20 protein-coding genes are annotated in these 23,263 nt (G+C 60.6%); 15 read left to right on the top strand and 5 right to left on the bottom strand.

The annotated features are described in order from the left end of the window. The first annotated feature begins 136 nt into the window (after window positions 1-136). The gene (locus tag HMPREF1255_RS05445; protein ID WP_024111204.1) at window positions 137-1,903 is read left to right on the top strand and encodes a glycoside hydrolase family 3 protein; all 1,767 of its coding nucleotides are present in this window, start codon (window positions 137-139) and stop codon (window positions 1,901-1,903) included. Between the two features lie 56 nt (window positions 1,904-1,959). Here the strand turns inward: HMPREF1255_RS05445 and HMPREF1255_RS05440 are convergent, their stop codons facing one another. Both HMPREF1255_RS05440 and HMPREF1255_RS09410 read right to left on the bottom strand, forming a co-directional pair. After that, window positions 1,960-2,184 carry a hypothetical protein gene (locus tag HMPREF1255_RS05440; RefSeq protein ID WP_016455165.1) on the bottom strand — a complete coding sequence of 75 codons (225 nt, stop codon included), beginning with the start codon at window positions 2,182-2,184 and terminating at the stop codon, window positions 1,960-1,962. Between the two features lie 357 nt (window positions 2,185-2,541). Next, window positions 2,542-3,129, bottom strand: coding sequence for a class I SAM-dependent methyltransferase (locus HMPREF1255_RS09410; RefSeq protein ID WP_024111237.1), 588 nt, complete (start codon window positions 3,127-3,129; stop codon window positions 2,542-2,544). A gap of 130 nt (window positions 3,130-3,259) precedes the next feature. Between HMPREF1255_RS09410 and HMPREF1255_RS05430 the strand changes: the two genes are divergently transcribed. The 6 genes from HMPREF1255_RS05430 to HMPREF1255_RS05405 all read left to right on the top strand — a co-directional run bounded on the left by HMPREF1255_RS05430 (window position 3,260) and on the right by HMPREF1255_RS05405 (window position 8,365). After that, a complete protein-coding gene (locus tag HMPREF1255_RS05430; protein ID WP_024111243.1) occupies window positions 3,260-4,453 on the top strand; it encodes an acetate/propionate family kinase in 1,194 nt (397 codons plus the stop codon). A 146-nt stretch (window positions 4,454-4,599) separates the two neighbouring features. Beyond that, window positions 4,600-4,860: a hypothetical protein gene (locus HMPREF1255_RS05425; RefSeq protein WP_024110998.1), complete on the top strand. Its 261-nt coding sequence runs from the start codon at window positions 4,600-4,602 to the stop codon at window positions 4,858-4,860. Between the two features lie 112 nt (window positions 4,861-4,972). Continuing rightward, window positions 4,973-5,740 (top strand): SDR family oxidoreductase, encoded by a 768-nt coding sequence (locus HMPREF1255_RS05420; protein ID WP_016455169.1) that lies wholly within the window; start codon window positions 4,973-4,975, stop codon window positions 5,738-5,740. Continuing rightward, a complete protein-coding gene (locus tag HMPREF1255_RS05415; protein WP_016455170.1) occupies window positions 5,741-6,517 on the top strand; it encodes a lysophospholipid acyltransferase family protein in 777 nt (258 codons plus the stop codon). 50 nt (window positions 6,518-6,567) lie between these two features. Next, window positions 6,568-7,512: a glycosyltransferase gene (locus HMPREF1255_RS05410; protein WP_016455171.1), complete on the top strand. Its 945-nt coding sequence runs from the start codon at window positions 6,568-6,570 to the stop codon at window positions 7,510-7,512. Next, on the top strand, window positions 7,505-8,365 hold the full coding sequence (locus HMPREF1255_RS05405) for a glycosyltransferase (RefSeq protein ID WP_016455172.1): 861 nt from the start codon (window positions 7,505-7,507) through the stop codon (window positions 8,363-8,365). The genes HMPREF1255_RS05410 and HMPREF1255_RS05405 overlap by 8 nt, the downstream gene beginning before the upstream one ends. Here HMPREF1255_RS05405 and HMPREF1255_RS05400 read toward each other — a convergent pair. Next, complete coding sequence (locus tag HMPREF1255_RS05400) at window positions 8,362-10,017, bottom strand: SulP family inorganic anion transporter (protein WP_036917357.1); 1,656 nt, start codon at window positions 10,015-10,017, stop codon at window positions 8,362-8,364. The two genes, HMPREF1255_RS05405 and HMPREF1255_RS05400, sit on opposite strands and share 4 nt — an antisense overlap. Window positions 10,018-10,291: 274 nt before the next feature. On the opposite strand from HMPREF1255_RS05400, the gene HMPREF1255_RS05395 reads away from it, so the two are divergent. The 4 genes from HMPREF1255_RS05395 (at window position 10,292) to HMPREF1255_RS05380 (ending at window position 16,407) form a co-directional block, all read left to right on the top strand. Continuing rightward, window positions 10,292-12,808, top strand: a complete 2,517-nt coding sequence (locus tag HMPREF1255_RS05395; RefSeq protein WP_024111047.1) for a DMSO/selenate family reductase complex A subunit — start codon at window positions 10,292-10,294, stop codon at window positions 12,806-12,808. A 6-nt stretch (window positions 12,809-12,814) separates the two neighbouring features. After that, window positions 12,815-13,453, top strand: coding sequence for a DMSO/selenate family reductase complex B subunit (locus HMPREF1255_RS05390; protein WP_016455175.1), 639 nt, complete (start codon window positions 12,815-12,817; stop codon window positions 13,451-13,453). A 2-nt stretch (window positions 13,454-13,455) separates the two neighbouring features. Continuing rightward, window positions 13,456-14,610, top strand: coding sequence for a DmsC/YnfH family molybdoenzyme membrane anchor subunit (locus tag HMPREF1255_RS05385; RefSeq protein ID WP_024111031.1), 1,155 nt, complete (start codon window positions 13,456-13,458; stop codon window positions 14,608-14,610). A 105-nt stretch (window positions 14,611-14,715) separates the two neighbouring features. Further along, the gene (locus tag HMPREF1255_RS05380) at window positions 14,716-16,407 is read left to right on the top strand and encodes an alpha/beta-hydrolase family protein (protein WP_024111120.1); all 1,692 of its coding nucleotides are present in this window, start codon (window positions 14,716-14,718) and stop codon (window positions 16,405-16,407) included. 512 nt (window positions 16,408-16,919) lie between these two features. Here the strand turns inward: HMPREF1255_RS05380 and HMPREF1255_RS05375 are convergent. After that, window positions 16,920-17,105 carry a hypothetical protein gene (locus HMPREF1255_RS05375; protein ID WP_024111266.1) on the bottom strand — a complete coding sequence of 62 codons (186 nt, stop codon included), beginning with the start codon at window positions 17,103-17,105 and terminating at the stop codon, window positions 16,920-16,922. Between the two features lie 178 nt (window positions 17,106-17,283). Here HMPREF1255_RS05375 and dnaK point away from each other — a divergent pair, with 178 nt between their 5' ends. The 4 genes from dnaK to HMPREF1255_RS05355 all read left to right on the top strand — a co-directional run bounded on the left by dnaK (window position 17,284) and on the right by HMPREF1255_RS05355 (window position 21,437). Next, window positions 17,284-19,146 carry a molecular chaperone DnaK gene (dnaK, locus tag HMPREF1255_RS05370; RefSeq protein WP_028821809.1) on the top strand — a complete coding sequence of 621 codons (1,863 nt, stop codon included), beginning with the start codon at window positions 17,284-17,286 and terminating at the stop codon, window positions 19,144-19,146. Window positions 19,147-19,250: 104 nt separating this feature from the next. Further along, the gene (locus HMPREF1255_RS05365; protein WP_024111077.1) at window positions 19,251-19,871 is read left to right on the top strand and encodes a nucleotide exchange factor GrpE; all 621 of its coding nucleotides are present in this window, start codon (window positions 19,251-19,253) and stop codon (window positions 19,869-19,871) included. A 40-nt stretch (window positions 19,872-19,911) separates the two neighbouring features. Continuing rightward, window positions 19,912-21,027, top strand: a complete 1,116-nt coding sequence (gene dnaJ / locus HMPREF1255_RS05360) for a molecular chaperone DnaJ (RefSeq protein ID WP_016455181.1) — start codon at window positions 19,912-19,914, stop codon at window positions 21,025-21,027. Continuing rightward, window positions 21,027-21,437 (top strand): heat shock protein transcriptional repressor HspR, encoded by a 411-nt coding sequence (locus tag HMPREF1255_RS05355; RefSeq protein ID WP_016455182.1) that lies wholly within the window; start codon window positions 21,027-21,029, stop codon window positions 21,435-21,437. Before dnaJ ends, HMPREF1255_RS05355 begins: the two co-directional genes overlap by 1 nt. Window positions 21,438-21,486: 49 nt before the next feature. Here HMPREF1255_RS05355 and treZ read toward each other — a convergent pair whose 3' ends face one another. Next, on the bottom strand, window positions 21,487-23,247 hold the full coding sequence (gene treZ, locus HMPREF1255_RS05350) for a malto-oligosyltrehalose trehalohydrolase (RefSeq protein ID WP_024111111.1): 1,761 nt from the start codon (window positions 23,245-23,247) through the stop codon (window positions 21,487-21,489). Window positions 23,248-23,263: the final 16 nt, after the last annotated feature.

The following is a 23,263-nucleotide window of genomic DNA, read 5'->3' as shown; positions in this document are numbered from 1 at the left end:
CGTCGTTCGAGAATGTCACCAGGGCATGTGAACCGACTTGGGCTTCGAGGCGCCGTGACGCAAGGAATGGCAACATCGGGTTTTAGGTCCTTGGTCTGGTTAGCCTTAAAACACAAACTAGATCTTAAGGAGAGTCATGGTTGATCTTTCCGCCAAGCCCTTTAACCTCGCCGACGAGGACATCAAGTGGGTGCGCGAAACCATCGAAAATATGCCGATCGAAGAGAAAATCGGCCAGCTCTTTGTGAACATGGGTGCCGAGAGGACAGAAGAATACCTCACCGGCGTCCTGGATGACTATCACATTGGCGCGGTCCGCTATAACCCCGGCACGGCCGAGGAAGTGTGGGAGCAAAACTACATCCTGCAGACCAAGAGCAAGATTCCGCTACTCATCGCCGCCAATACCGAGGCGGGCGGAAACGGCGCCTGCACCGACGGCACGTACGTCGGCTTCGAGATCAAGGTTGGCGCATCCAACGACTCAAAATGGGCCTATGAGATGGGTCGCGTCTCAGGCGTAGAGGCTAGCGCCATCGGCTGCAACTGGTCGTTCGCGCCCATCGTCGACATCATGCGCAACTGGCGCAACCCGATCATCAGCAACAGGACCTTCGGTGCCGACCCGGACTACGTCCTCGAATGCTCCCGCGCCTACATGAAGGGCATCATGGAGTCCGGCATCATGCCTGCCGCGAAGCACTTCCCCGGCGACGGAATCGACGATCGCGACCAGCACCTTTCGGCGTCCATCAACTCGTATTCGACCCAGGAGTGGGACGCCACGTTCGGCAAGGTCTACCAGGGCCTGATCGACGACGGGCTGCCGTCCATCATGGCCGGCCACATCATGCTGCCTAGCTACCAGAAGCACTTCAACCCGGACGTGCGTGATGGAGATCTGCTGCCGGCGACGCTGAGCCACGAACTGCTCACCGATCTGCTGCGCGGCAAGATGGGCTTCAACGGCGTGGTCGTCACGGACGCATCGCACATGGTTGGCCTGACGGGCGCGATGGCCCGTCGCGATCTGCTGCCGCACGCCATCGCCGCCGGCTGCGACCTCTTCCTGTTCTTCAACGATCCGGACGAGGACTTCGAGTGGATGATGCAGGGCTACAAGGATGGCGTCATCACCGAGAAACGTCTGCAGGAGGCCCTCGAGCGCATTCTTGGCCTGAAGGCCCGCCTCGGTCTGCACAAGACCCCGCGCGAGCAGATCTTGCCGCCAAAGGAAGAGGCGATGGCGAAGATTGGGCTGCCCGAGAATAAGCAGCTGGCCGTCGACCTGGCCGACGAGGCGATCACGCTGGTCAAGAACGCCCAGCCCGAGAACCTGCCGATCACGCAGTTCAAGCGGGTGCTGGTTGTTCCGGTCTCTAGCGCGCCCAACCCGATCTCCCGCGGCTTCGGCGGCGGTGGGGCGGTCGAGCACCCGGCGCAGAAGGTCGGCAAGCTGCTTCAAGAGCGCGGCTACGACGTCACAATTCACGAGTCGCTATTCGACAAGCTCGCCGAGATGAGCCCCGAGGAGCAGGCCGAGGCGGTCAAGAACATTTACGCGTCTAAGGCCCCGATCGCCGCGCTGACAGACAAATACGACCTGGTGCTGTGCATCGCCAAGATCGACGGCATGATGCAGCCGTTCGAGCGCGTGATGTGGCCGGCGACGAAGGGAACCGTCGACATCCCGTGGTACATCCACGAGCTGCCGACGATCTACGCCTCCGTCTCCACGCCGTTCGCGCTGGTCGACGTCCCGCAGGTGAAGACCTACATTAACGCCTACGACGACAAGGACTTCACACTCGAAGCGCTGGTCGACAAACTAGAAGGCAAGAGCGAGTTCAAGGGTGTCTCCAGCGTCGACGCTTTCTGCGGCACGCCCGACACAAAGATCTAGGTCTAGACAAAAATGTGGGGACAGCACGCACACGAGCCGTCCCCACATTTTTGTCTCTAAGATTTTCGGCCTTTGGCCTCGTGTAGGTCCTTGGACTCGGGCTCGTCGGACTGCGGCTCAACCAGAATCGCCCGCGCAACGTTGTGGTAGCCGTACTGGTCGAGGAGCATGGCGGCGTCCTCGAGCTTCAGATCGTAGGCGTGCGCTAGCATCCGAACTTGTTCGGTGTAGAAGCCGTGCAGCTTGGTCACACCGTTCAAAAAATCGAGTCGATCAGCCATGTTCTTCCAATCTTTGGTTAAACGCGTCCGGCGCGAAGCCAGGCTTCCATGTTTGCAGGTTGTCAGTGTCTTGGCTAGCCATGTCGCCAATTCGTCATCGGTTGTTCACCCACGGTTAGCCGGTTAGTCGCCTTTTCTTAATTCGAAAGAGCCATCGCACCTGGTCATCGATGGTTTGGGATAGGGAACGGGTCTGATAACCCAACTCCTCGCTGGCCAGTTCGTGGCTGGCATGCTGAGATTGTCACACGACGTTATTGCCCAGGAAACCCTCTGCCCCAGTGACTACCCAAAGTGTTGATTTTTTCGCCGTGCCCATGCTTCTAGGCTAGGCATTTTGCCTAGCAGTCGCGCGCTCTAACCCAGATTGTTATCGCGCTGCCAGGTGGCGATGAACCTGCCGCTGCCGACCTTCCGCCAGATGCAGCCGGGCAGACCGCTGGTCACGGCCTCGCGGGACTTCACCCAGCCCAGGTCGGGCTTGATGGTGTCGGCGGGTTTGGGCGTCTTGCCGCGTCCAACCCATGCCCGCCGAATGCCGGTGGAAAGCGCGCCCAGCGGGTTCAGCTTCACCGAATCCGCGATCACGATGAGACCGTCCGGTTTCAGCACCTTGCGCATCTCACCGATGGCGAGCGACCCGTTTGTCTCGTGCAGCATGGAGACGGAAACCACCGCGTCGAAAGAGTCGTACCCAAAAGGCATATTGGTGGCGTCGGCAAGCAAAAAGTGCGCCCGGTCGGTTTCCTCCGGCAGGTCCTCCGGGTTCCCGCTGAAATAGTTGTCGACGCCGATCACCTCGTGGCCAAGACCCGCCAAATAGTAAGCCAGAGAACCGTCGCCGCAGCCGGCGTCGAGAATGGTCTGCCGCCCCTCGACGAGCTCGGCAATCTGCGGGTAAAGCTCGGTGTCGTCGTTCCAGCGATCAGAAAACGGATGGGTCATGAGCCAATCTTAGCTACACAAACGCGCGCCAACCCCTACACATAAGTGCCACCCGTGCCGTAGGGGTGCCGATTGACGCCGTTGCACGATATTCTGAAGCGGAACCCACTTTTTAATTGAAAGGCGTTGTATGTCTAAGCCCATTCTTGTACTCAACTGCGGCTCCAGCTCGATCAAGTACCAGATGATCGACACCGAGACCGAGGAGGTGCTCGCCAAGGGCCTGGTGCAGCGAATCGCTACCGGCACCACCGGCACCGTAGACCACGAGGTGCTCAGTGGTGAGACCGGCGAGTTCCATGTTGACCAGGATCTGCCCAACCACGAGGTTGCGCTGGCCACCGTTTTCAAGCTGTTCGACGAGCACGGCCCTGACCTGTCGGCAACCGTGGCAGTGTCACACCGCACCGTTCACGGCGGCGAAAAGTTCAGCGCCCCCGTTCTCATCGACGAAGAAGTCGTGAACACCATGAAGGATCTGTCGCCGCTGGCTCCGCTGCACAACCCGGCGGGCATCGAGGGCATCAACGCCGCCCGAAAGCTGCTCACCGACGTGCCGCATGTCGGCATCTTTGACACCGCGTTCTTCGCCGACCTGCCCGCAGAGGCGCACACCTACGCCATCGACACCGAACTGGCCAAGAAGCTGCAGATCCGCAAGTATGGCTTCCACGGCACCAGCCACCAGTTCGTCTCCGGCGAGGCCGCTAAGCTGCTCGGCCGCGACGACCTGAAGCAGATCGTCTGCCACCTGGGTAACGGCGCATCCATCTCCGCGGTGGACGCCGGCCACGCCGTCGAGACCTCCATGGGCCTTACCCCGCTTGCCGGCTTGGTTATGGGCACCCGCTCCGGCGACATCGACCCGGGTGTTGTCGCATACCTGAGCCGTGAGCTCGGCTGGGACGCTCAGCGCATCGACACCGAGCTGAACAAGAAGTCTGGCATGCTTGGTCTGACCGGTCACACCGACATGCGTGACGTCCAGGAGGCCGCTGACTCCGGCGACGAGCGCACCAAGGTTGGCCTCGACGTCTACATCCACCGCCTGGTGTTCTACATCGGCGCCTACGCCACCCTCATGGGCGGCCTCGACGCCATCACCTTCACCGCGGGCGTCGGCGAGAATTCCGCCGAGATACGTGAGATGGCTTGTGAGCGCCTCGGCCTGTTCGGCGTGGAGCTGGACAAGGAGGCCAACGCGCAGCGCAGCAAGTCCCCGCGCGTCATCAGCACCCCGAACTCTAAGGTGAAGGTCTGCGTCATCCCCACCAACGAGGAACTTGCCATGGCACGTCAGGCCCTGGCACTGATCAGCAAGTAATCAAAAAAATAAGCGTCTAGGAGGGGCCCATAGGGCTCCTCCCGGGCGAAGCAACAAAGCGCCTAGACCTCAAAGTCGGGCGCTTTTTGTTTATGGTCGAGCCTGGGTTAGAAAATTTTGCGGTGGGAAAAGGAAAGAAGTAATTAGTGTCCAGACGCCAATCAACTCAGATCTTGAACGAGATCAACGAGCTAAGGCACAAGCCCAGGGTGAAGAAGCAGTCGGGCATTGACAGGAAAGTTTTCGGTGGGGTCGTCGTGCTGGAGGAGACCGTAACCGAGGGCGTGAAGCGCCACGATTCGACGTTCACCCTGCGCACGGCAGCCGTCGTCCCCGACCAAGATCTGCGCGACGATCCGGAGAAACTAGCGAAGGCTGAAGCCGAGACGAAGTTGCCTGGCGAATAAAAAACAAGTAAAAAAAGAGTTTGAGGCCGGGTTGGCGTGGATGACGCCCACCCGGCCTTTACGTACCGAACCAAATGCACGCTAGTCCCCTTAGGCAGGTAGATTTAGACGTATGGCAAGAGCACTGATCACCGGAGCAACTTCGGGCATCGGACACGCGTTCGCGGTCGAACTGGCCAGCGAAGGCTACGACCTGGTGCTCGTCGCCAGAGACGAAAACCGGCTCAAGGAAGTGGCTGGCGACTTGCATGGTCGCTATCGGGTGGAGGCTCAGGTGCTGCCCGGGGATCTCGGGGTTCGCGAGGACGTCGATAAAATTCAAGAATTTTTGCGGGAAAATCCCGTCGAGGTGCTGGTCAATAACGCGGGGTTCAGCCTCAACGAGCCGCTGATCGGCGGCGACACCGACCTCCAGCGGCGAGCAATGGACGTCATGGCCACGTCCGTGCTACTGCTCACCGACGCAGCCGGCCGCTCGATGGTCGAGAACGGCAAGGGAACCATCATCAACATCGGGTCTGTCTCCGCGTGGATCATCAAGGGGAATTATTCCGCCATCAAACGCTGGGTCGTCACATATACCCAGGCGCTCGCCGACGAGCTGGCGGATACTGGCGTGCAGGCCACCGTCGTCTGTCCCGGCTGGGTGAAGACCGAGCTGCACGCGCGAGCGGGGGTTAAACGCCCCAAGCTGCCCGGTTGGGCCTGGAATGAGCCACGGGACGTTGCCCGGGCTGCGTTAAAGGGTGCAAAGGCGGGTAAAGTATTAGTGGTGCCTAAGCTGCAGTGGCGGTTGGCCGTTTGGTTCCTGAACCACGGCCCAGCGGCTCTGCCAAGGTTTGTGTCAAGGAAAATACGTTCTTCGCGAAAGGCTAAGTAGATGGGCGACTACGGTGGCGGCAGACGCCGATTCAAGTCGCCCCTGAAACGATTGGCCTCGATGGGTGCACAGCGGGGGTTGCTGAAGCCCGCGTTGAACACGGCCATCAGCGTGCACGTTTCCGGCACCGAACTGTTGAAGGGCGTCGAAGAGCCCTTCTTGTTGGTGGCGAACCACTCATCGCACTTTGACGGGCCGTTGCTGATGACGTCGCTGCCTGCCCGGCTCTCCAAGAAGATAGCCACAGGCGCGGCCGCCGATTACTTCTTCACGAACAGGTTTAGTGCGGCAACCGTCGAGCTTTTCATGAACGCATACCCAGTGAACCGAGGCGCGACCCGCAGTCATCGGGGAATGTCTAAGCAGCTTCTGAACGACGGCATCCCCCTGATGATTTTTCCTGAGGGAACCAGATCCCGCACGGGCGCCATGGGACCGTTCTCTCCGGGTACCGCGGCTCTGGCCATCTCGTTTAACTGCCAGGTGGTCCCTGCCGCGCTAGTAGGCGCGTTCGCGGCCTGGCCGGCGAAGAACAAACGCTGGAAATCGGGCCGTCCCGACGTCTACGTAACATACGGTAACCCGCTTCGTCCGCAGCCCGGAGAGGTGGCGCACGCCTTCAGCGAGCGAATCCGGCGTAAGGTAATCGAGCTGCACGATTCCACCGCGCGCGCATACAACATGCCCACCCAACTGGAGATGGCCAACCTGGCCGCGCTCGAGGCCGGGCCCAAGGGCAAAAAGAGGGCCGCGGAGAAAAAGAAGAAGCGCACATAGACGAGCCCCAAAAGCAGGTTCGGCAAACTTATAACCGTTAATGTGTAGCTATGAGTGTTAGGGTTGCCGCCGTTGTGGTGGCGTGGAATCGGGCTGACATCTTGCGTGACACCGTTGCGGCTCTTGGTTGTCAGGAGCGCAAGGTTGACGACATCGTCGTCGTCGATAACGCTTCCACGGACTCCACCCCCGAGTTTCTTGCCCAAAGCGAGATCGTCGACGACGTCATCACCATGCCGGAGAATCTCGGCGGTGCGGGTGGCTTCGCGGCAGGTATCGCCAGGGCGGTCAGCAGGGGAGCCGACTACGTCTGGATCATGGATGACGACACCGTCCCCACACCCAAAGCGCTTTCGGAGTTGTTGGCCAGCCTCGCGAAATACCCCGGCGAGCCCGCCATTATGGCCTGCAGGGCCGACTGGTTTGACGGACGCGAACACCCAATGAACAAGCCGCGCACTCGGTTCGGAATGCCCAAGCGGATGCACACCGATGCCAAAAAAGCCGGCGCGCGGCAGATCCGCACGGCCTCTTTCGTTGCGATCATGATCGACGCCCAGGCAGTGCGCGAAGAGGGCCTACCCATTGCCGACTATTTCCTCTGGAACGATGATTTTGAATACACCGCCCGGTTGCTACGCAAGAGAATCGGGCTTTACGTCGACGCCGCCCGTGTCGAGCACCGCACGAAGGTCTTCGGTAATTCCACCGCAGACCCGGGCCCAAGATTCTTCAATGAGGTGCGCAACAAGATCTGGGTCTTCGGTTTTTCTCACGGTTTATCCCCGCTTGAGAAGCTGCTCTTCGGCGGTAAGACGCTGCTGCGCTGGACGAAAATGATTCTTAAATCCGGCGATCGCAGGGCGATGCTCGGATATCTGCGCGATGGAATCGCCGCCGGCTGCAAGTTTCCGCGGAGGAATTCCGAGGTGCTGGCGGGCACGCCCGTCGCCGACGAGGTCACCCAGATCGAGCAGGGTGCGGGCAATGAGTGAATTGCCCGATTTCAGCGTCCTGCTGCCGGTATATATCGGTGACCCGGTCGACTTTTTCGCCCGCTCGTTGAAGTCGGTGAGCGCTGAGCAGACGCTGAAACCTGCCGAGGTCGTCGTGGTTTGCGACGGGCCAGTGAAACCCGAGGTAGACGAGTTCCTAGCCGAGGTTGCTGCGGGTAGCCGCGAGGATCTGGTGGCTGATGTTCCCGTGCGGGTGGCGCGGTTGGAACAAAACCAGGGACTGGCCACCGCTTTGAACTTCGGCCTTGGTGAATGCGCCCACGACGTCGTCGCCAGGGCCGACGCGGACGACATCTCGCTGCCCGAGCGATTCGCCGTCCAAATTCGGATGGTCGCCCAAGGCCACGACCTGGTGGGCTCAGCTGTTGAAGAATTCGAAAGCGACGAAACTGAACCTGGCATGATCCGGTCGATGCCGGTGAGCCAAGACGAAATCCGCGAGGTCGTCACATACCGTGACCCGTTCAACCACCCGAGCGTGGTCTACCGCAAATCTAAGGTTCTGGAGTTTGGCGGCTATCGCCACTTAGAACGCATGGAGGACTACTGGTTGTTCGCTCGGCTCGTGCACGGCGGGGTATCGTGCGCGAACAGTCCGAAGGTGCTGGTCAAATATCGAGTCGGAGCTGGCGCCTACGACCGCCGAGGTGGTTTGGAGATGCTCGCTTCTGAGTTGCGGTTGCAGAAAGCCCTGCTCCGCGAGGGCATAGTGACCTACCCGCAGTTTTTCAGGAACCTCTTGGTTCGTGGCCTCTACCGGCTAATTCCTTCCAGCGTTCGCCAGGCACTGTATCGCGGCGTTGGCGCTAAACGCTGGTTTTCCAACGGCTAGTCGATCGCCTTGAAACGTCCGGTAGCCGTGGAATGAGACTCGCCGGTGGCGGCGATCTGGCAGGCCTTCGCGATAGCGCTGGGCAGATCAGCGAACAGGTATTCGTCCAGGCTCACCTGCTCCAGCTCCATGCGCTTGGCCATCTCCTGAATCTGCTTCGGCATTCCTTTCAGAAGGACGGTGTTGCCCGCGTCTACTAGCTTGCCGACAATTTGGGCCAGCACGCGCACGCCGGTCGCATCGACGATACCCACGCGAGACAGTCGCAGGATAACGACGTCGACGCCGGCAAGGCGAGGGAGCTCTCGCTCGATTCGGTCGCCCACGCCGAAGAACATTGTGCCGTCGATGCGCAGGATGGCGATCTTGGGATCGGACGGCAGATCCTCGCGGAAGATGCCCGAGCGGTTAGCCATTCGTCTCAGCACCAGCACGCCCGAGACGACGATGCCAGCGGCGATCGCCCAGATAATGTCCAGGCCGACGGTGATGATGGCGGTGACGACGAACACCAGCGCGTCGGAGCGGTTGGAGCGCATCACCTGACGGATGGTGTCTGGGTCGACCATGCGGAAACAGGTCACCGCCAGCACGCCGGCCAACACCGAAAGCGGGATGACTGAAACCACGGTCGAGGCCAGATAGACCACACCGATCAGCAGCAGTGAATGAACGATCGATGACAGTCTCGAGCGGCCACCCGAGCGCACGTTGACGGCCGTGCGGACGATGGCTCCCGTCGCCGGCATGCCCCCGAACATTCCGCTGGCCACGCTGGCCAGGCCTTGCCCGACCAGCTCACGGTCGGGGCTGTAGCTGCCGCCGCGAACCATGCCGGCGGCGATCCGCGCGGAAATCAGCGATTCGATTCCGGCCAGGGCTGCGACGGCAAGCGAGCCCTGCAGCAGCGAGGTGGCCAGCGGAATCGAAAACTCCGGCATGATGGGTGCGGGCAGAGAGTTGGGGATTGTGCCAATCGTCGGTATCGATACGCCCATCGCCCAGACGGCTAGCGTCACTACGACGACTGCGATCAGCGAACCGGGCAGTTTTCTAGAAATCTTTGAACAGGCAGCAATAACGACGATTGACGCCAGGCAGGTCAACCCGGTTTTCGTCGCCGTTGTCGGGTCGATGCGGGCGATCGCCTCGAACGCGGCCGGCAGCGTGCTAAGCCCAGATTTCGCCTCGACGCCGATTATGTTCGGCACCTGCTGGAAGAACAAAATGGCCGCAATGCCCAGCGTGAAGCCTTCGATGACCGGCCAGGGAATCAGCGAGACCGCCCGGCCGAGCCCAAGAAGCCCGCCGAGCACGATGAACGTCCCAGCCATCACGCACAGTAGGGGCACTACGTGCACCCCGTGAGCTGCGACGATCGGCGCGAGGATCACGGCCATAGCGCCCGTCGGGCCCGAAATTTGGTAGTTCGAACCACCGAAGACGGCAGCGATGGTTCCGGCAATGATCGCAGTGATCAGTCCGGCCTCGGCGCTCAGCCCGCTGGAGATAGCGAATGCTAGGGCGAGCGGAAGCGCGACGATCCCGACCGTGATTCCGGCGGGGATGTCCTGGCGCCAATATTTTTTGACGGCACTGAGGTCGTCGACGTTAGGCAGCAGAGAGCGCAGATGATTCAGAACTGCAGGCACGTAAACCTTTCGAGGTTGGGGCACGGCTGTCGATTCGGCGGTATTAACGCGCGGGTGTGGAATAAAGATCTTGTGCCGAGCCAGATCCGACGGCTCGACCATATCACAAGGTGTTTCAAAATATGAGACGGGATGATTTTCGGCGTTTACTAACTGAGGTCGTCCTATCCCTGTATCCGGCTGAGCCTCGGTTATTATTGGGCTGTTGTTGTTCTCGTAAGAAATCTTTAAGTTTCAGGCGGTTATCGAAGCGCGGAAACAAAAAGGAGCTTTGATGGTCGATCGAGCAGAGGCTGTATCCGATCCGGCGGCAACGAAGCCGTCGCGTCGCACATTCCTAAAGTGGTCTGGCGTTGCGGGCGTTGGCGCAGGCCTGGTCGCCTGCAGTGCCCCCGCGGAGTACCCGGCCGATCAAAAGGCTGCCCGGTCTACGGCAGGAATGCTGGATGCCGATAAAACCGTGTGGTCGGCTTGCATGGTCAACTGCGGTGCGCGTTGTCCGCTGCGCCTGCAGGTCAAGGACGGTCAGGTGGTGCGCGTACTGCCGGACAACACCGGCGTCGAAAAGTTGGACGGCACCCCGTGGCGAATCCCTGCGTGCCCGCGCGGGCGCTCAATCAGGCAGCGAATTTACAACCCTGATCGCCTAAAAACCCCACTGAAGCGCAAGCCCGGCACTAAGCGCGGCGAGGGCCAGTGGGAGAAGATCAGCTGGGAGCAGGCGTTCGACGAAATCGCAAAGAAATACGACGAGATCCTCGGCAAATACGGGCCCGAGTCGTCGTTCATTGCATACGGCACCGGCGTCATCGGCTGCAGCGTTTCGCAGTCGTACTCGCCGTCGGGTGGCCCGCTCGCCAAACTGCTTAGCTTGAAGGGCGGCTTCCTGACCTACTACGGCGACTACTCCACGGGCGGCATCACGGAGGCCATGCGCGTTTGCTACGGCGGGTACTTCGATACCAACTCCACCGACGACCTGGTGAATACCAAGCTGTACGTCATGTGGGGTCACTCGCCGATGGAGACCAAGATGTCTGGCGGTTCCGAGGCTTTCTACCTGCCCAAGTTCCTGCGCAAGGCCGGGGTCAAGGTTGTCGCAATTGACCCGCGCTACTCGGACTCCGTTCAGCTGCTGGCCGACGAGTGGCTCGCGCCGAAGCCCGGCACCGACGCCGCGCTGGCGGCAGGGCTCGCGTGGGTGCTGCTTGACGAAGGGCTGCACGATCAGGCGTTCCTAGATAAATACTGCCTGGGTTTCGACGACGCCCACTTGCCGGAGGGTGCGAAGCCGGGCTCGTCCTATCGCGCTTACATCGAGGGTAAGGGCCCCGACGGCACGCCGAAGACTCCGCAGTGGGCTGAGGGAATCACTGGCGTGCCCGCCGAGAAGATCATCAACCTGGCCCGCGAGCTGGGCAACAACAAGCCGTCGATGATCGTGCAGGGCTGGGCGCCTCAGCGTCAGGCCAACGGCGAGAACTCGGCGCGTGCCATCATCACGCTCAACGCGATGCTTGGCAACGTCGGACTCAAGGGCGGCGGCACCGGCACGTTCGTCGGTAGTTCCGGGATCGCGCTCGACGCTAGCTCGTACAACTCCGTGGAGAACCCCGTCACCAAGAAGATTTCGCATTTCTCGTGGATGGATGCCATGGAGCGCGGTCCCGAAATGCGTGGCCAGGACGGTGTGCGCGATTGGGACGCCGACGGCAACCCAATCGAGGATCCGCACCTGAACGTGCCCATCAAGTCGCTGTGGGTCTACGGCTCCAACGTGCTGATCAATCAGCACTCCGAGGTCAACAACTCCAGGCGTGTGCTAGCCGACGATTCGCTGGCCGAACTCATCGTGGTTTGCGAAAACCAGCTGACCGCGTCTGCCGCCTACGCCGACTATCTGCTGCCCGGCACGATGACAACAGAGGAAGACGACGTCGTTCCTCAGGGTCTGGCCGCGAACATGGGCTACCTTGCGGTCAGCTCCAAGGCAACCGAGCCGCTCTACGATTCAAAACCGATCTACGAGATCTGCACGGAACTCGCGAAGCGCTGGGGAATCGAGGACAAGTTCACCGAGGGCAAGACGCAGCTGGAATGGGCCCGCCAGATCTTCGAGGACTCCCGCAAAGAGAACCCGGACATTCCCGGCTACGACCAGATGCGCGAACAGGGCGTCTACAAGCGGATGAACCCGTCGGCGATCGGGCTTGAGGATTTCCGTAAGGATCCGGTGGCCAACCCGCTCGACACACCCAGTGGCCTCATCGAGATCTATTCGCCCGAGGTTGCGCACAAAGCCGAAACCTGGCAGCTGCCCGAGGGCGACGTCGTCACTGCCGTCCCCGAGTTCATCCACACATGGGAGGACGCCGAGGCGGCCAAGAACAACGAAAAGTATCCGCTGCAGATGACCGGCTATCACTTCAAGGGCCGCACGCACTCTTCGTACGGAAACGTGGCGTGGCTCAAGGAGGCCCACAATCAGGTGGTCTGGATCAACCCTGCCGACGCCAAGGCGAGGGGCATCGAAAACAACGACAAGGTGCAAGTGTTTAACGACCGCGGCTGCATCGAGCTGCAGGCGAAGGTGACGCCCAGAATCATCCGCGGGGTTTGCTCGGTTCCGGAGGGCGCCTGGTACAAGCCGGACGCCGAACGCACCGACGACAACGATTTTCCGATCGACCGCAACGGCTGCGCGAATGTGCTGACCAGGCACCACCCGAGTGCTCTTGCAAAGTCGAACCCGCAGTACACAAACAACGTCCAGATCAGAAAAGCCAAGTAGGTCACCATGTCAGATGAAGTGAATTTCACCGCTAAAGACGGACGATTCGGGTTCTATTTCGACCAGACACTTTGCAACGGCTGCCGCGCCTGCCAGATTTCCTGCAAGGACAAGCACGATCTGCCGCTCGGCGTGAACTGGCGAAAGGTCGTGGAATACGTTGGCGGAGACTTGGACGGCGAGTCCGAATCCCCGAACGTCTTCTCCTATTACACGTCCATTTCGTGTAACCACTGTGAGGACCCGATCTGTGTGGAGGTCTGCCCGACCACAGCGATGACCATCCGCGAAGACGGCACCGTTTACGTCGATCAGACCAAATGCATCGGCTGCCGATACTGCCAATGGGCCTGCCCGTACGGCGCTCCACAGCTCAACTCCGACACCGGACGCATGAGTAAGTGTGACCTGTGCTACGACTACCGCGCCAGCGGCCAGAACCCCGCCTGCGTCGACGCCTGCCCAACCAGGGCGCTGCACTGGGGCCCGATCGACGAGCTGCGGGCCGAACACGGTGACGTCGCCGGCATCGCGCCGCTACCTGACCCGTCAATCACGAAGCCGCACTTGGTGATCACGCCGCACAAGGACGCCCAGACCTGGGACGAGGCAACCGGCGAAATCGCAAACAGCAAGGAGATCTAGAGATGCATCTCGAAGAGCTGCCAATGATCATCTTCACCACCGTCGGGCAGATGTCCGTGGGTGCGTTCTGGATGCTCGGCATCATTCACCTGCTCGGCTACGCGCGCAAGATGTCGGCGTCCACCATCGACCGTCTGACGAACGCGGCGCTTTACGCCTGCGGCCCGCTGCTGATCCTCGGCTTCGGTGCCGCATCTTTTCACCTGAGCTACCCGTTGAACGCGCTCAACTCGATGCGCCACGCGGGTTCGTCCTGGCTGACCAACGAGATTTTGTTCGGCGTCGCCTATGGCACACTCGGCCTGATCTTCTCGCTTTGCCAGTGGTTCGGCTGGCTCTCGCGCAGCGCCCGCCAGGTGCTCGCCGGACTGACGGCTCTGGCTGGCCTGGGCCTGGTCTGCGCGATGGTTGGCGTCTACTTCTTCCCCGGCACCATCACAACGTGGTCGACGTGGTTCAGGTGGGTGCTTTTCTTCGGTTCCGCGCTGGTGACGGGTCCGCTCGCCGTCGCGATCACGATCGCGCTGTCTTGGCGCGCCCAGACCCGCAACGCGGCCAACTACCGCTACAACCAGGAAAATCCACTCGCGGTTCACTGGGATTCCTCCCTTTCCGAGGACCTCGGCAGGCTGCGCGAGGCGTGGCAGGAGGCGCGTTTCCCAGGTGTCTGGAAGTGGTTCAAGGGTTGGATTGCGTCCCGATTCATCACAAAGGACGGCGTCAACGACGAGCTGACCGCCCTGACGCTTTCCGCCACAAAACTGTCGTGTCGTATCTCCGCTTTCGCTGGCATCGTTTTGTTGATTGCGTACCCCATTCACGCCATGCAGATGACCTCCGGCGACGTCGCTCAGCGCCACGTTGCCGACAAGGTGTTGGCAATGCCGTGGCTGTATGTTCGTTGGGTGCTGTTGGCCCTCGGCGTCGTCTTGATCAGCGTCTTCATGCACATGTTGATGCGCAAGGTCAAGCGGCCCACCCAGAAGATGCTCGCAGTTGTCGCCGTGGCTTTCTTGCTGATCTTCGGCTCGGAGTTGCTGGGCCGCGGCCTGCACTACGAGGGCCTGTGGCACGTCGGCATCAACACCAGCCAAAACTGGCTGGATCACGACGCCGAGGACATCATCTTCCACGACGGGAACCCCACCGACGATTAAATATCGGTCATTTTGATTTATCGGGTGCACGAACCTGGCGTCTGCTCGGTTCTATGCACCCGATATTTTTAGTGGGATGCTCTCGCCTTGGCATAGGCTAAAACTATGGTTTCCCCGTTTAGGCGCGTGTTGCCCGGCTCAATCAGCCTGCCGACGCTCGGTGGTGTCGCCGGCTACGCGGCTAGCTTCACCGCGAGCCTGCTGCCAAGGCCCTGGTACTTGCAGGGGCTGATCTCGGGTATAGGTGCGCTTGGCGGGTTTCAGCTCGGCAAGTGGGCAAGCTACATTCTCAACAGCCTGGCCAAGCGCGCCGGGCTAGCGACTCGCGTCAGCCCGAAAATGAAGCTGACCGCGCAGATCGCTGGGGGAGCGGTTGCTGCGGTCGGGCTGATCGGGGTGCCGCTGCTGAGCATCCGCTGGCAACGGCGGGCTGCCAAAAAGGCGAAAGTTAAGGGGCCCGATCTTAGCTGGGCGTTTGGTTCGTCCGGGGCTGCAGCGGGAGCCTTCGCGATACTTTATGGCCAGTGGCGGGCAACCATGTGCGCCATCAATTTCATCTCCCGGCAGTTCCCGCAGCGTCACGTCTGGCGGCTGCTTTCCAGGCTGACGGCCACCGCCGTCACGCTAGCCACGATCATGGTGATCCTCGACCAGGTGATCATGCGCGCTGTGCCCAGCGTGGCTAAAACGGCATCCGCCGCCGTCGACCTGCGCGCGCCGGAAGAGCTAAAACAGCCTTTGACGCGTTTATGCTCAGGAAGCCCGTTTTCCCTGGAGTCCTGGGACCAACTCGGACTGCAGGGCAAGCGTTTTGTATGCGGCAAAACCACCGCGGAAAAGATCGAGCGAGTGATGGGAGAGGCCGTCGACGAGCCGATCCGCGCGTATGCATCCCTTAATGGCCGCTCGCTCGACGAAGCCGTCGATGCCGTGCTTGCCGAGGTGGATCGCATGGACGGCTGGAGCCGCGCCAACCTGCTGCTGGTCACCACCACCGGACGCGGCAACGTCAACGAGTGGGCAGCGTCCGCGTTCGAATATCTGACCCGCGGCGACTGCGCACTGATCGCGATGCAGTATTCCGGTCTGCCGTCCGCGGTGACGACGCTCACCTCGAAGTCTTCGCCGGTCGAGGCATCGAAACTGCTCTTCGAGGCCGTCGAGAAGCGTTTGGCCGATATTCCGAATCCGCCGAAGGTCTACTTGAACGGCGAATCGTTAGGCGCGTTCGGTTCCTGCGGAATCTTCGATGGCTACGAAGACCTGCTTGCCCGCGCAGACGGTGGCCTGTGGCTCGGCTGCCCAGACTTTACGCCCCTGGCTAAGGGTTTCATCGAAGCATGCGATAGCGGTTCAGACGTCGTCGTGCCCGTCTATGACGGTGGACGTCATGTGCGCTTCGCAGCTAAATCCGCCGACCTGCAAATGTCTAACGAGTGGGAATCGCCGCGTTTCTGCTTCTTGCAAAACGACACCGACCCGGTTGTCTACTGGAATTCGCGGCTGCTCTACGAAAAGCCGTCTTGGCTGGCCAAGCCTAGGCCGGGCTCCGCGATGGCCGACATGACGTGGATGCCGTTCATCACCTTCTGGCAGGTAGCCGCCGATATGACGTCGTGCCGTAGCGTCGGCCCCGGCTACGGGCACAAGTATTACGCCCACCAGGTTGTTCCCGCGTGGGTCGGAATCCTCGGCCTTGACGAGCACGCCGACTACCGTCCCCTCTACGAAACCCTGAACGCCGACGTGCCGATCGTCAGCGGCGATTTAAAATTCGCGTCCCCGATAGATCTGTAGTGCTCTTGCATAAGTGACGGGTTTATTTGCCGGGTTTCTTGTTCCGAAGCGGTCGGCCTGTTCAGGTTAGGTCGGTTGCTGGTCTGGTTACTTTTCGACGGTTGTGGGATTCGGGTTTTTGCGTCACTGGCTACGTGTCTCCGCTCCTGATTCAAACGCGAATGCGTTTGAATGTCGTCGCTCTCGCCACGCCTTTATGTTCCTTCAAAGACCCGAACTCCCACAACCTCATGCCTTTAGGTGGTCATCCGAATTATTGCGTCAAAAAGGGCTCGTCTACGAGCCAAATCTGCCGCAATAATGTCGAGACCACTTAATAAGCCAACCCAGGCCAGCAGCCGTGTGCGCTTAAACCGATCAGCACGTCGCCGAAACATCGGGAACCAAAAAGTCCGACTACGAACTTTTTCATCCCCGCTAACACGTCAAAATTTAACGGGAACCAAAAAGCTCAACTACGAACTTTCCGGTTCCCGTTAATCGCGTCTGCTCAGATGAATCTAAGAAAAGGATTAGTCGATTTTTAGCTCGCCCATTTCGTCCCAGCCTTCGCCTTCGACCTGGCGGCTGACGATCTTCGGAGTGGCGACGATCACAGGGCGCATGTCTTCCATCGCCTTCTTGAAATGGGCGCTGTTGACGAGCGGGCCGGCTCCTTGCGGGTTGCTTCGGTGAAGTCGTGGACGATGTTCATCCACTTGTCTGCGTACTCGGGCTTGGTCTCAAACGACGATGAAATACAAAAATTAATTTTAAAGGTTGGGAATAACTCTGAGCGGGTCGGAGTTGAGTCTAGTGAACTCAAGTTGTAAGTTGAGTCAAACAGGCTCAGCTTGAATAACAGACTTTTAGCTTTTGACTTATATAGGAGGAAACATGGCTCGTGCAGTAGGTATTGACCTTGGCACTACAAACTCGGTGGTAGCTGTCCTTGAAGGCGGCGAGCCCACCGTCATCCCGAACGCGGAGGGCGCTCGCACCACCCCGTCCATCGTCGCTTTCACCAAGAACGCCGACGACGTCCTGGTTGGTGAGGTCGCTAAGCGTCAGGCGGTGACGAACCCGGATCGCACCATTCGCTCGGTTAAGCGTCACATGGGCACCGACTGGACGGTGAAGATCGACGACAAGGAGTACCGTCCGCAGCAGATCAGCGCATATGTGCTGCAGAAGCTGAAGAGGGACGCGGAGGCTTACCTGGGTGAGCCCGTCACCAACGCCGTCATCACGGTTCCGGCTTACTTCGGCGACGCAGAGCGTCAGGCAACTAAGGAGGCCGGCGAGGTCGCGGGTCTGGTGGTTGACCGCATTATTAACGAGCCCACGGCCGCTGCTCTCGCATACGGCCTGGATAAGGGCGACAAGGAGCACACCGTTTTGGTCTTCGACCTCGGTGGCGGCACCTTCGACGTCTCGCTGCTGGACATCTCCGATGGCGTCTTCGAGGTTCGCGCAACCAAGGGTGACCCGAAGCTGGGTGGCGACGACTGGGACGCTCGCATCGTTGATTTCCTGGTCAAGCAGTTCAAGACCAAGCACGGCATCGATCTGTCTAAGGACAAGATGGCCCGCCAGCGTCTGCAGGACGCCGCGGAGCGCGCAAAGATCGAGCTTTCGCAGCTGCAGGAGACCGAGATCAACCTGCCGTACATTACGGCTGGCGCCGACGGCCCGCTGCACCTGGAAGAGAAGCTGACTCGCACCGAGTTCCAGCGCCTAACCAACGATTTGCTCGAGCGCACCCGTGCACCGTTCCAGTCGGTTCTTTCCGACGCGGGCATCTCGGTTTCCGACATCGACGAGGTCATCCTGGTTGGTGGCTCCACCCGTATGCCGGCCGTCGCAGAGCTGGTTAAGGAGCTGTCGGGCGGCAAGGAACCGCACAAGGGTGTCAACCCGGACGAGGTTGTTGCCATGGGCGCTTCGCTGCAGGCAGGTGTGCTGAAGGGCGAGCTGAAGGACGTGCTGCTGCTAGACGTCACCCCGCTGAGTCTTGGTATCGAGACCAAGGGTGGCCTGATGACGAAGATCATCGAACGCAACACCACCATCCCGACCAAGCGTTCCGAGCGCTTCACCACGGCAGAGGACAATCAGCCTTCCGTGATGATTCAGGTGTACCAGGGCGAGCGCGAGTTCGCTCGCGACAACAAGTCGCTGGGTAACTTCGAGCTGACCGGCATCATGCCCGCACCGCGTGGCATCCCGCAGATCGAGGTCACCTTCGACATCGACGCCAACGGCATCGTGCACGTCTACGCCAAGGATACCGGCACCGGCAAGGAGCAGTCCATGACTGTCACCGGCGGCACCGCCCTGGGTAAGGACGAGATCGATCGCATGGTTAAGGAAGCGCAGGCCAACGAGGAGAACGACCGCAAGCGTCGCGAGTCCGTCGAGATGCGCAACCAGGCCGACGCTGTCGCTCTGCGCACAGAGAAGCTGCTGGCTGACGCTGGCGACAAGCTGACCGACGAGCAGAAGGCTCCCGTCACCGAGGCCCTGACTAAGTTGCAGGAGGCCCTGAAGGGCACCGACAACGACGAAGAGGTCAAGGCCGCCATGGAGGAGCTCGACCAGAAGGCCGCCGCAATGGGCCAGGCTTTCTACGAGGCCGCACAGCAGGCCGAGCAGCAGAACGCTGCGGGCGCCAGTGAGGCTTCTGGCGAGGGTGCTGCCTCCGATGACGACGTGGTTGACGCCGAGGTCGTTGACGATGAAAACGACGAAAACAAGTAACCACTAGGGGCTAGACCCAATTGGTTAGTGGGGCCGGCCGAATCCCGGCCGGCCCCGTTTCCGTTGCCCCTATGGGGTTCAATTACAAGACTTTAGGAATAGATATGAGTGAGGTAGACGAGAAAGTCGCCGACCAGGCCCCGGATCCCGAGGCTCAGGCAGGGGAGGCAGCGCAACAGGCTTCGCCAGATGCCGACGAGAGCGTCGACGAGGTCGCCGAGCTGAAGAAACAGCTTGCCGAGCGCACCGAGGATCTGCAGCGTTTGCAGGCCGAGTACGTCAACTACAAGAAGCGAGTCGACCGCGACCGCCCGCTTGCCAGGCAGTCCGGAATCGATGCTGTGCTTCGCGACTTGATGCCTGCCTTCGACTCGATCGTTGCGGCTCAGAACATGGGGCACCTGAGCGATGGCTTCAAACTGACCGCGGACGAGTTCATCAAGGTTGCCCGTCAGTACGGCATGGTTAAGGTTGGCGAGGTCGGCGAAGAGTTCAATCCGTTGATCCACGAGGCTCTGATGCAGCAGCCCGTCGCCGGCACCGGCGAGCCGACAATTCACGAGGTCATGCAGGTTGGCTACCAGATCAACGGTCAGACGGTTCGTCCGGCCAGGGTTGTTGTTGCCATGCCAACCGGCGAGGCGGAAGAGGATAAGGCTGAGGAATCGCAGGCTGAAGAGCCGAAGGCTGAGGCTGACAAGCAAGAAGGAACCGAGGGCAACTGAATTCTCGGAAAAGATATAGCGCTTTAGTTAGGAGGGCACGATGAGCGCAGAAAAAGACTATTACAAGGTGCTTGGCGTGCCTAAGAACGCCAAGCAGGAACAGATCAAGAAGGCGTTCCGAAAGATCGCCAGGGACAATCACCCCGATCAGCATCCTGGAGACAAGGCCGCCGAGCAGCGGTTCAAGGAGGCCTCCGAGGCCCATGACGTCCTTAGCGACCCTAAGAAGCGCAAAAAGTACGACGCCGAGAGGACGATGCCGCCCGGTGGCTTCCACTTCCCGGGTGGAGGCTCGCGCACCACGACGTTCACCGGCAACATCGACGATGTCCTGAAGGGATTCGGCGGCGCTGACGGCCTGGGCGACATCTTCGGCGGGTTGTTCAACGCGGGCGGCCGCAAGCCGACCACTCCACAGAAGGGCGCGGACGTTGAGGGCACGGTGACGATCGACTTCATGGACGCCGTCAAGGGTGCCACGGTTTCGGTTAAGGTTTCCGGCCAGCACGCCTGCAGCACTTGCCGAGGTACCGGCACTAAGGCCGGCACCCAGCCCAAGGTTTGCCCGTCCTGTCAGGGCGCTGGCATGAAGAACCAGGGCGGTATGCGCATGACTTGCACCGAGTGTGGTGGGCGTGGCCTCGTCGTCGACGAGCCCTGCCCAGATTGCCGAGGCACCGGACGTTCGAACTCGCACCGCAACGTGAATGTACGCCTGCCCGAGGGCGTTTCCGACGGCCAACGCGTGCGAATCCGCGAGCGCGGTGGCGCCGGCAGCAACGGTGGCCCGAACGGCGACCTGTACGTGAAGGTGAAGGTGCGGGAGCATCCCGTCTTCGGACGCGACGGAAAAAACCTGACCATCACCGTCCCCGTGACGTTCAGCGAGGCTGCTTTGGGTGCGGAGATCGACGTCCCGACGCTCGAGGGTGGCACCGTGAAGCTGCGTCTACCGGCCGGCACCCCGAATGGTCGGGTGCTTCGGGTCCGCGGTCGCGGCATCAAACCTGCCAAGAAATCGGCAGGCGACCTGCTGGTCAAGATCGAGGTGCAGGTGCCGAGCTTCCTCGACGACAACGCCAAGGAGAAGCTGCGCGAGTTTGACCGTGCCGCAAACCAGCTGAATCCGCGCACCAGGCTGCTGGGTGATAACTAATGGCTAAGTTACCCGAGCGGCTAGACCCGGACGCCCCGATTTTTGCGGTGTCCGTGGCCGCAGAGCTGGCCGGGATGCACGCCCAAACGCTGCGGCAATACGACCGCATCGGGCTGGTCGTGCCGAACCGCACTAAGAGCGGGCGACGCCGCTACAGCCCCAGGGATGTCAATAAACTGAGGCTGATTCAACACCTGAGCCAGGAGGAGGGCGTCAACCTGAATGGCATTCGACGCATCATCGAGATGAGCAATCAGATCGATTCGTTGAAGAAACGCAACGAGGAACTTTCCGAGCTGCTCGAACAGGTATTGGCTAGGGGAGACGAACACAGGGTGTTCACGGCCACCGTCGGCGGAAGTATTTATCGCGGCAGAATCCGACGTGATTTGCTGGCGATAGATCGATAATCCTCAATATCTAACCTGGACCTGGTGGACATTCACCGGGTCCAGGTTTTTAATGCAGGATGGCCACTGAGTCTTTGCCGAGCTTCAGTCTGACGTCGTCGTAAGAAACCTCGCCCCAACTGGCCAGAATCTCACTGGGTTTTTGGTCAATCAGGTCTGGTTCGCCGTCGCTATTGACCACTACGGTCAACCCGCCGCTTTTCATTCTGAACCAGCCATTGCCCCAATCGCACTTGATCTGCTCGTCGGTCAACTCGCCGCGAAGCAGGATCAGTTCCTTGTACCACTGAAGCATCTCAGCGTGCCGACCACGCCTGCTTTCATCCCAGTCCAGTGTGCTGGCTTCGAAAGTCTCGGGGCTCTGCGGGTCGGGCACCCACGGGTTTTCGCCGTAGATTTCCTCCCAGCCGTGCGCGCCGAACTCCTCCATCCGGCCCTCGCTGACGTCTTTTCCTAGGCTGGCGTCGTGGTCGGTGAAGAACTGGAACCTGCCTTTTGTTGCCCATTCCTGGCCCTGGAAGAGCATCGGGGTGAACGGCGAAAGCAGCAGGATTGCTGCGCTTGCGGCCTGTAGGCCTTGGGGCAGGCGCTCCTCGGGGCGGTCGCCCTGGCCGCGGTTACCCACCTGGTCGTGGTTTTGCGTCGAGATGACGAATCTTTTTCGGCTCAGGGTTTCGGGAACCGGAGCTCCCCAGTTCTGCTTACGGAAAGTGGAGTAGCAGCCGTCGTGGACGAATACCTGCTCAAGCGCTTTGGCGAGTGTTTCCGGCGCGCCGAAGTCGATGTAGTAGCCGAAGGTTTCGCCGGTCAGGTACGAGTGCAGCGCGTGGTGGATGTCGTCGTCCCACTGCCCGTCGATGCCTAGCCCGCCATCAGCAACCGGCAGCACCATGCGCGGCTGGTTCATGTCCGATTCGGCGATGAGAGTCTTTTTCAAGCCCAGCTCGGCCTCGAGCTCATCGACCTTCTCGGAAAGTTCCGCGAGGATGTGGACGGGCGAATCGTCGATCAGCGCGTGAACCGCGTCCAGGCGCAGCGCGTCGATGCGGAAATCGCGCAGCCAGCGCAGCGCTGCCTCGACGATGAACTTGCGAACTCCCTCGCAACCTTCGTCGTCGAGGTTGATGGCGTCTCCCCAAGGGGTGGTGTGCTTCTTGGTGAAGAACGGTGCGAAAGTTGGCGCGTAGTTGCCGGCCGGGCCGAAGTGGTTGTAGACGACGTCCAGGCAGACTGCAAGATCCTGCGCGTGGGCCGCGTCGACGAATCGCTGCAGGGCCTCCGGGCCACCGTAAGATTCCTGGACCCCATACCAATAGACGCCGTCGTATCCCCAGCCGCGCTTGCCGGGGAACGGCGAGACTGGCATCAGCTCGATGGTCTTAACACCGAGATTTTTGAGGTGGCCGAGACGCTCGATGGCCGAGTCCAGCGTTCCTTCAGATGTGAACGTGCCGATGTGCAGCTCGTAGATGACGTCGCCAAGTACATTGTGGCTCGCCTGCGGGGTGCGCCACCGGTAGGCGCCTGCGTCGAATGTTCTCGACGGCCCATGCACACCCCAAGGCTGGGCCGCAGAACGCGGGTCGGGACGCGGGGAGCCGTCGTCGATAGACAGCAGGTAATTGGTGTCGGCCGGAAGTGAAATGGTGAAGTTCTCGCCGCTCTTGTGCATCTCCAACCGCTGGCAACCTGCCAACGCCTCGTCGCTCAGCGGCTGATCGAGGCGCCCGGAAAGCTGCTCCGGTAGCGGGTCGACGATTACGGCGTGCGCGGTCTTCGCTGACGGCGCCCAAAGCTTTATTTCAACCATTTTTCACTCCAAATGT

The organism is Propionimicrobium sp. BV2F7 (genome assembly GCF_000510445.1).
GTDB lineage: Bacteria > Actinomycetota > Actinomycetes > Propionibacteriales > Propionibacteriaceae > Propionimicrobium > Propionimicrobium lymphophilum.
This window is presented reverse-complemented; position numbering and strand designations above follow the sequence as displayed.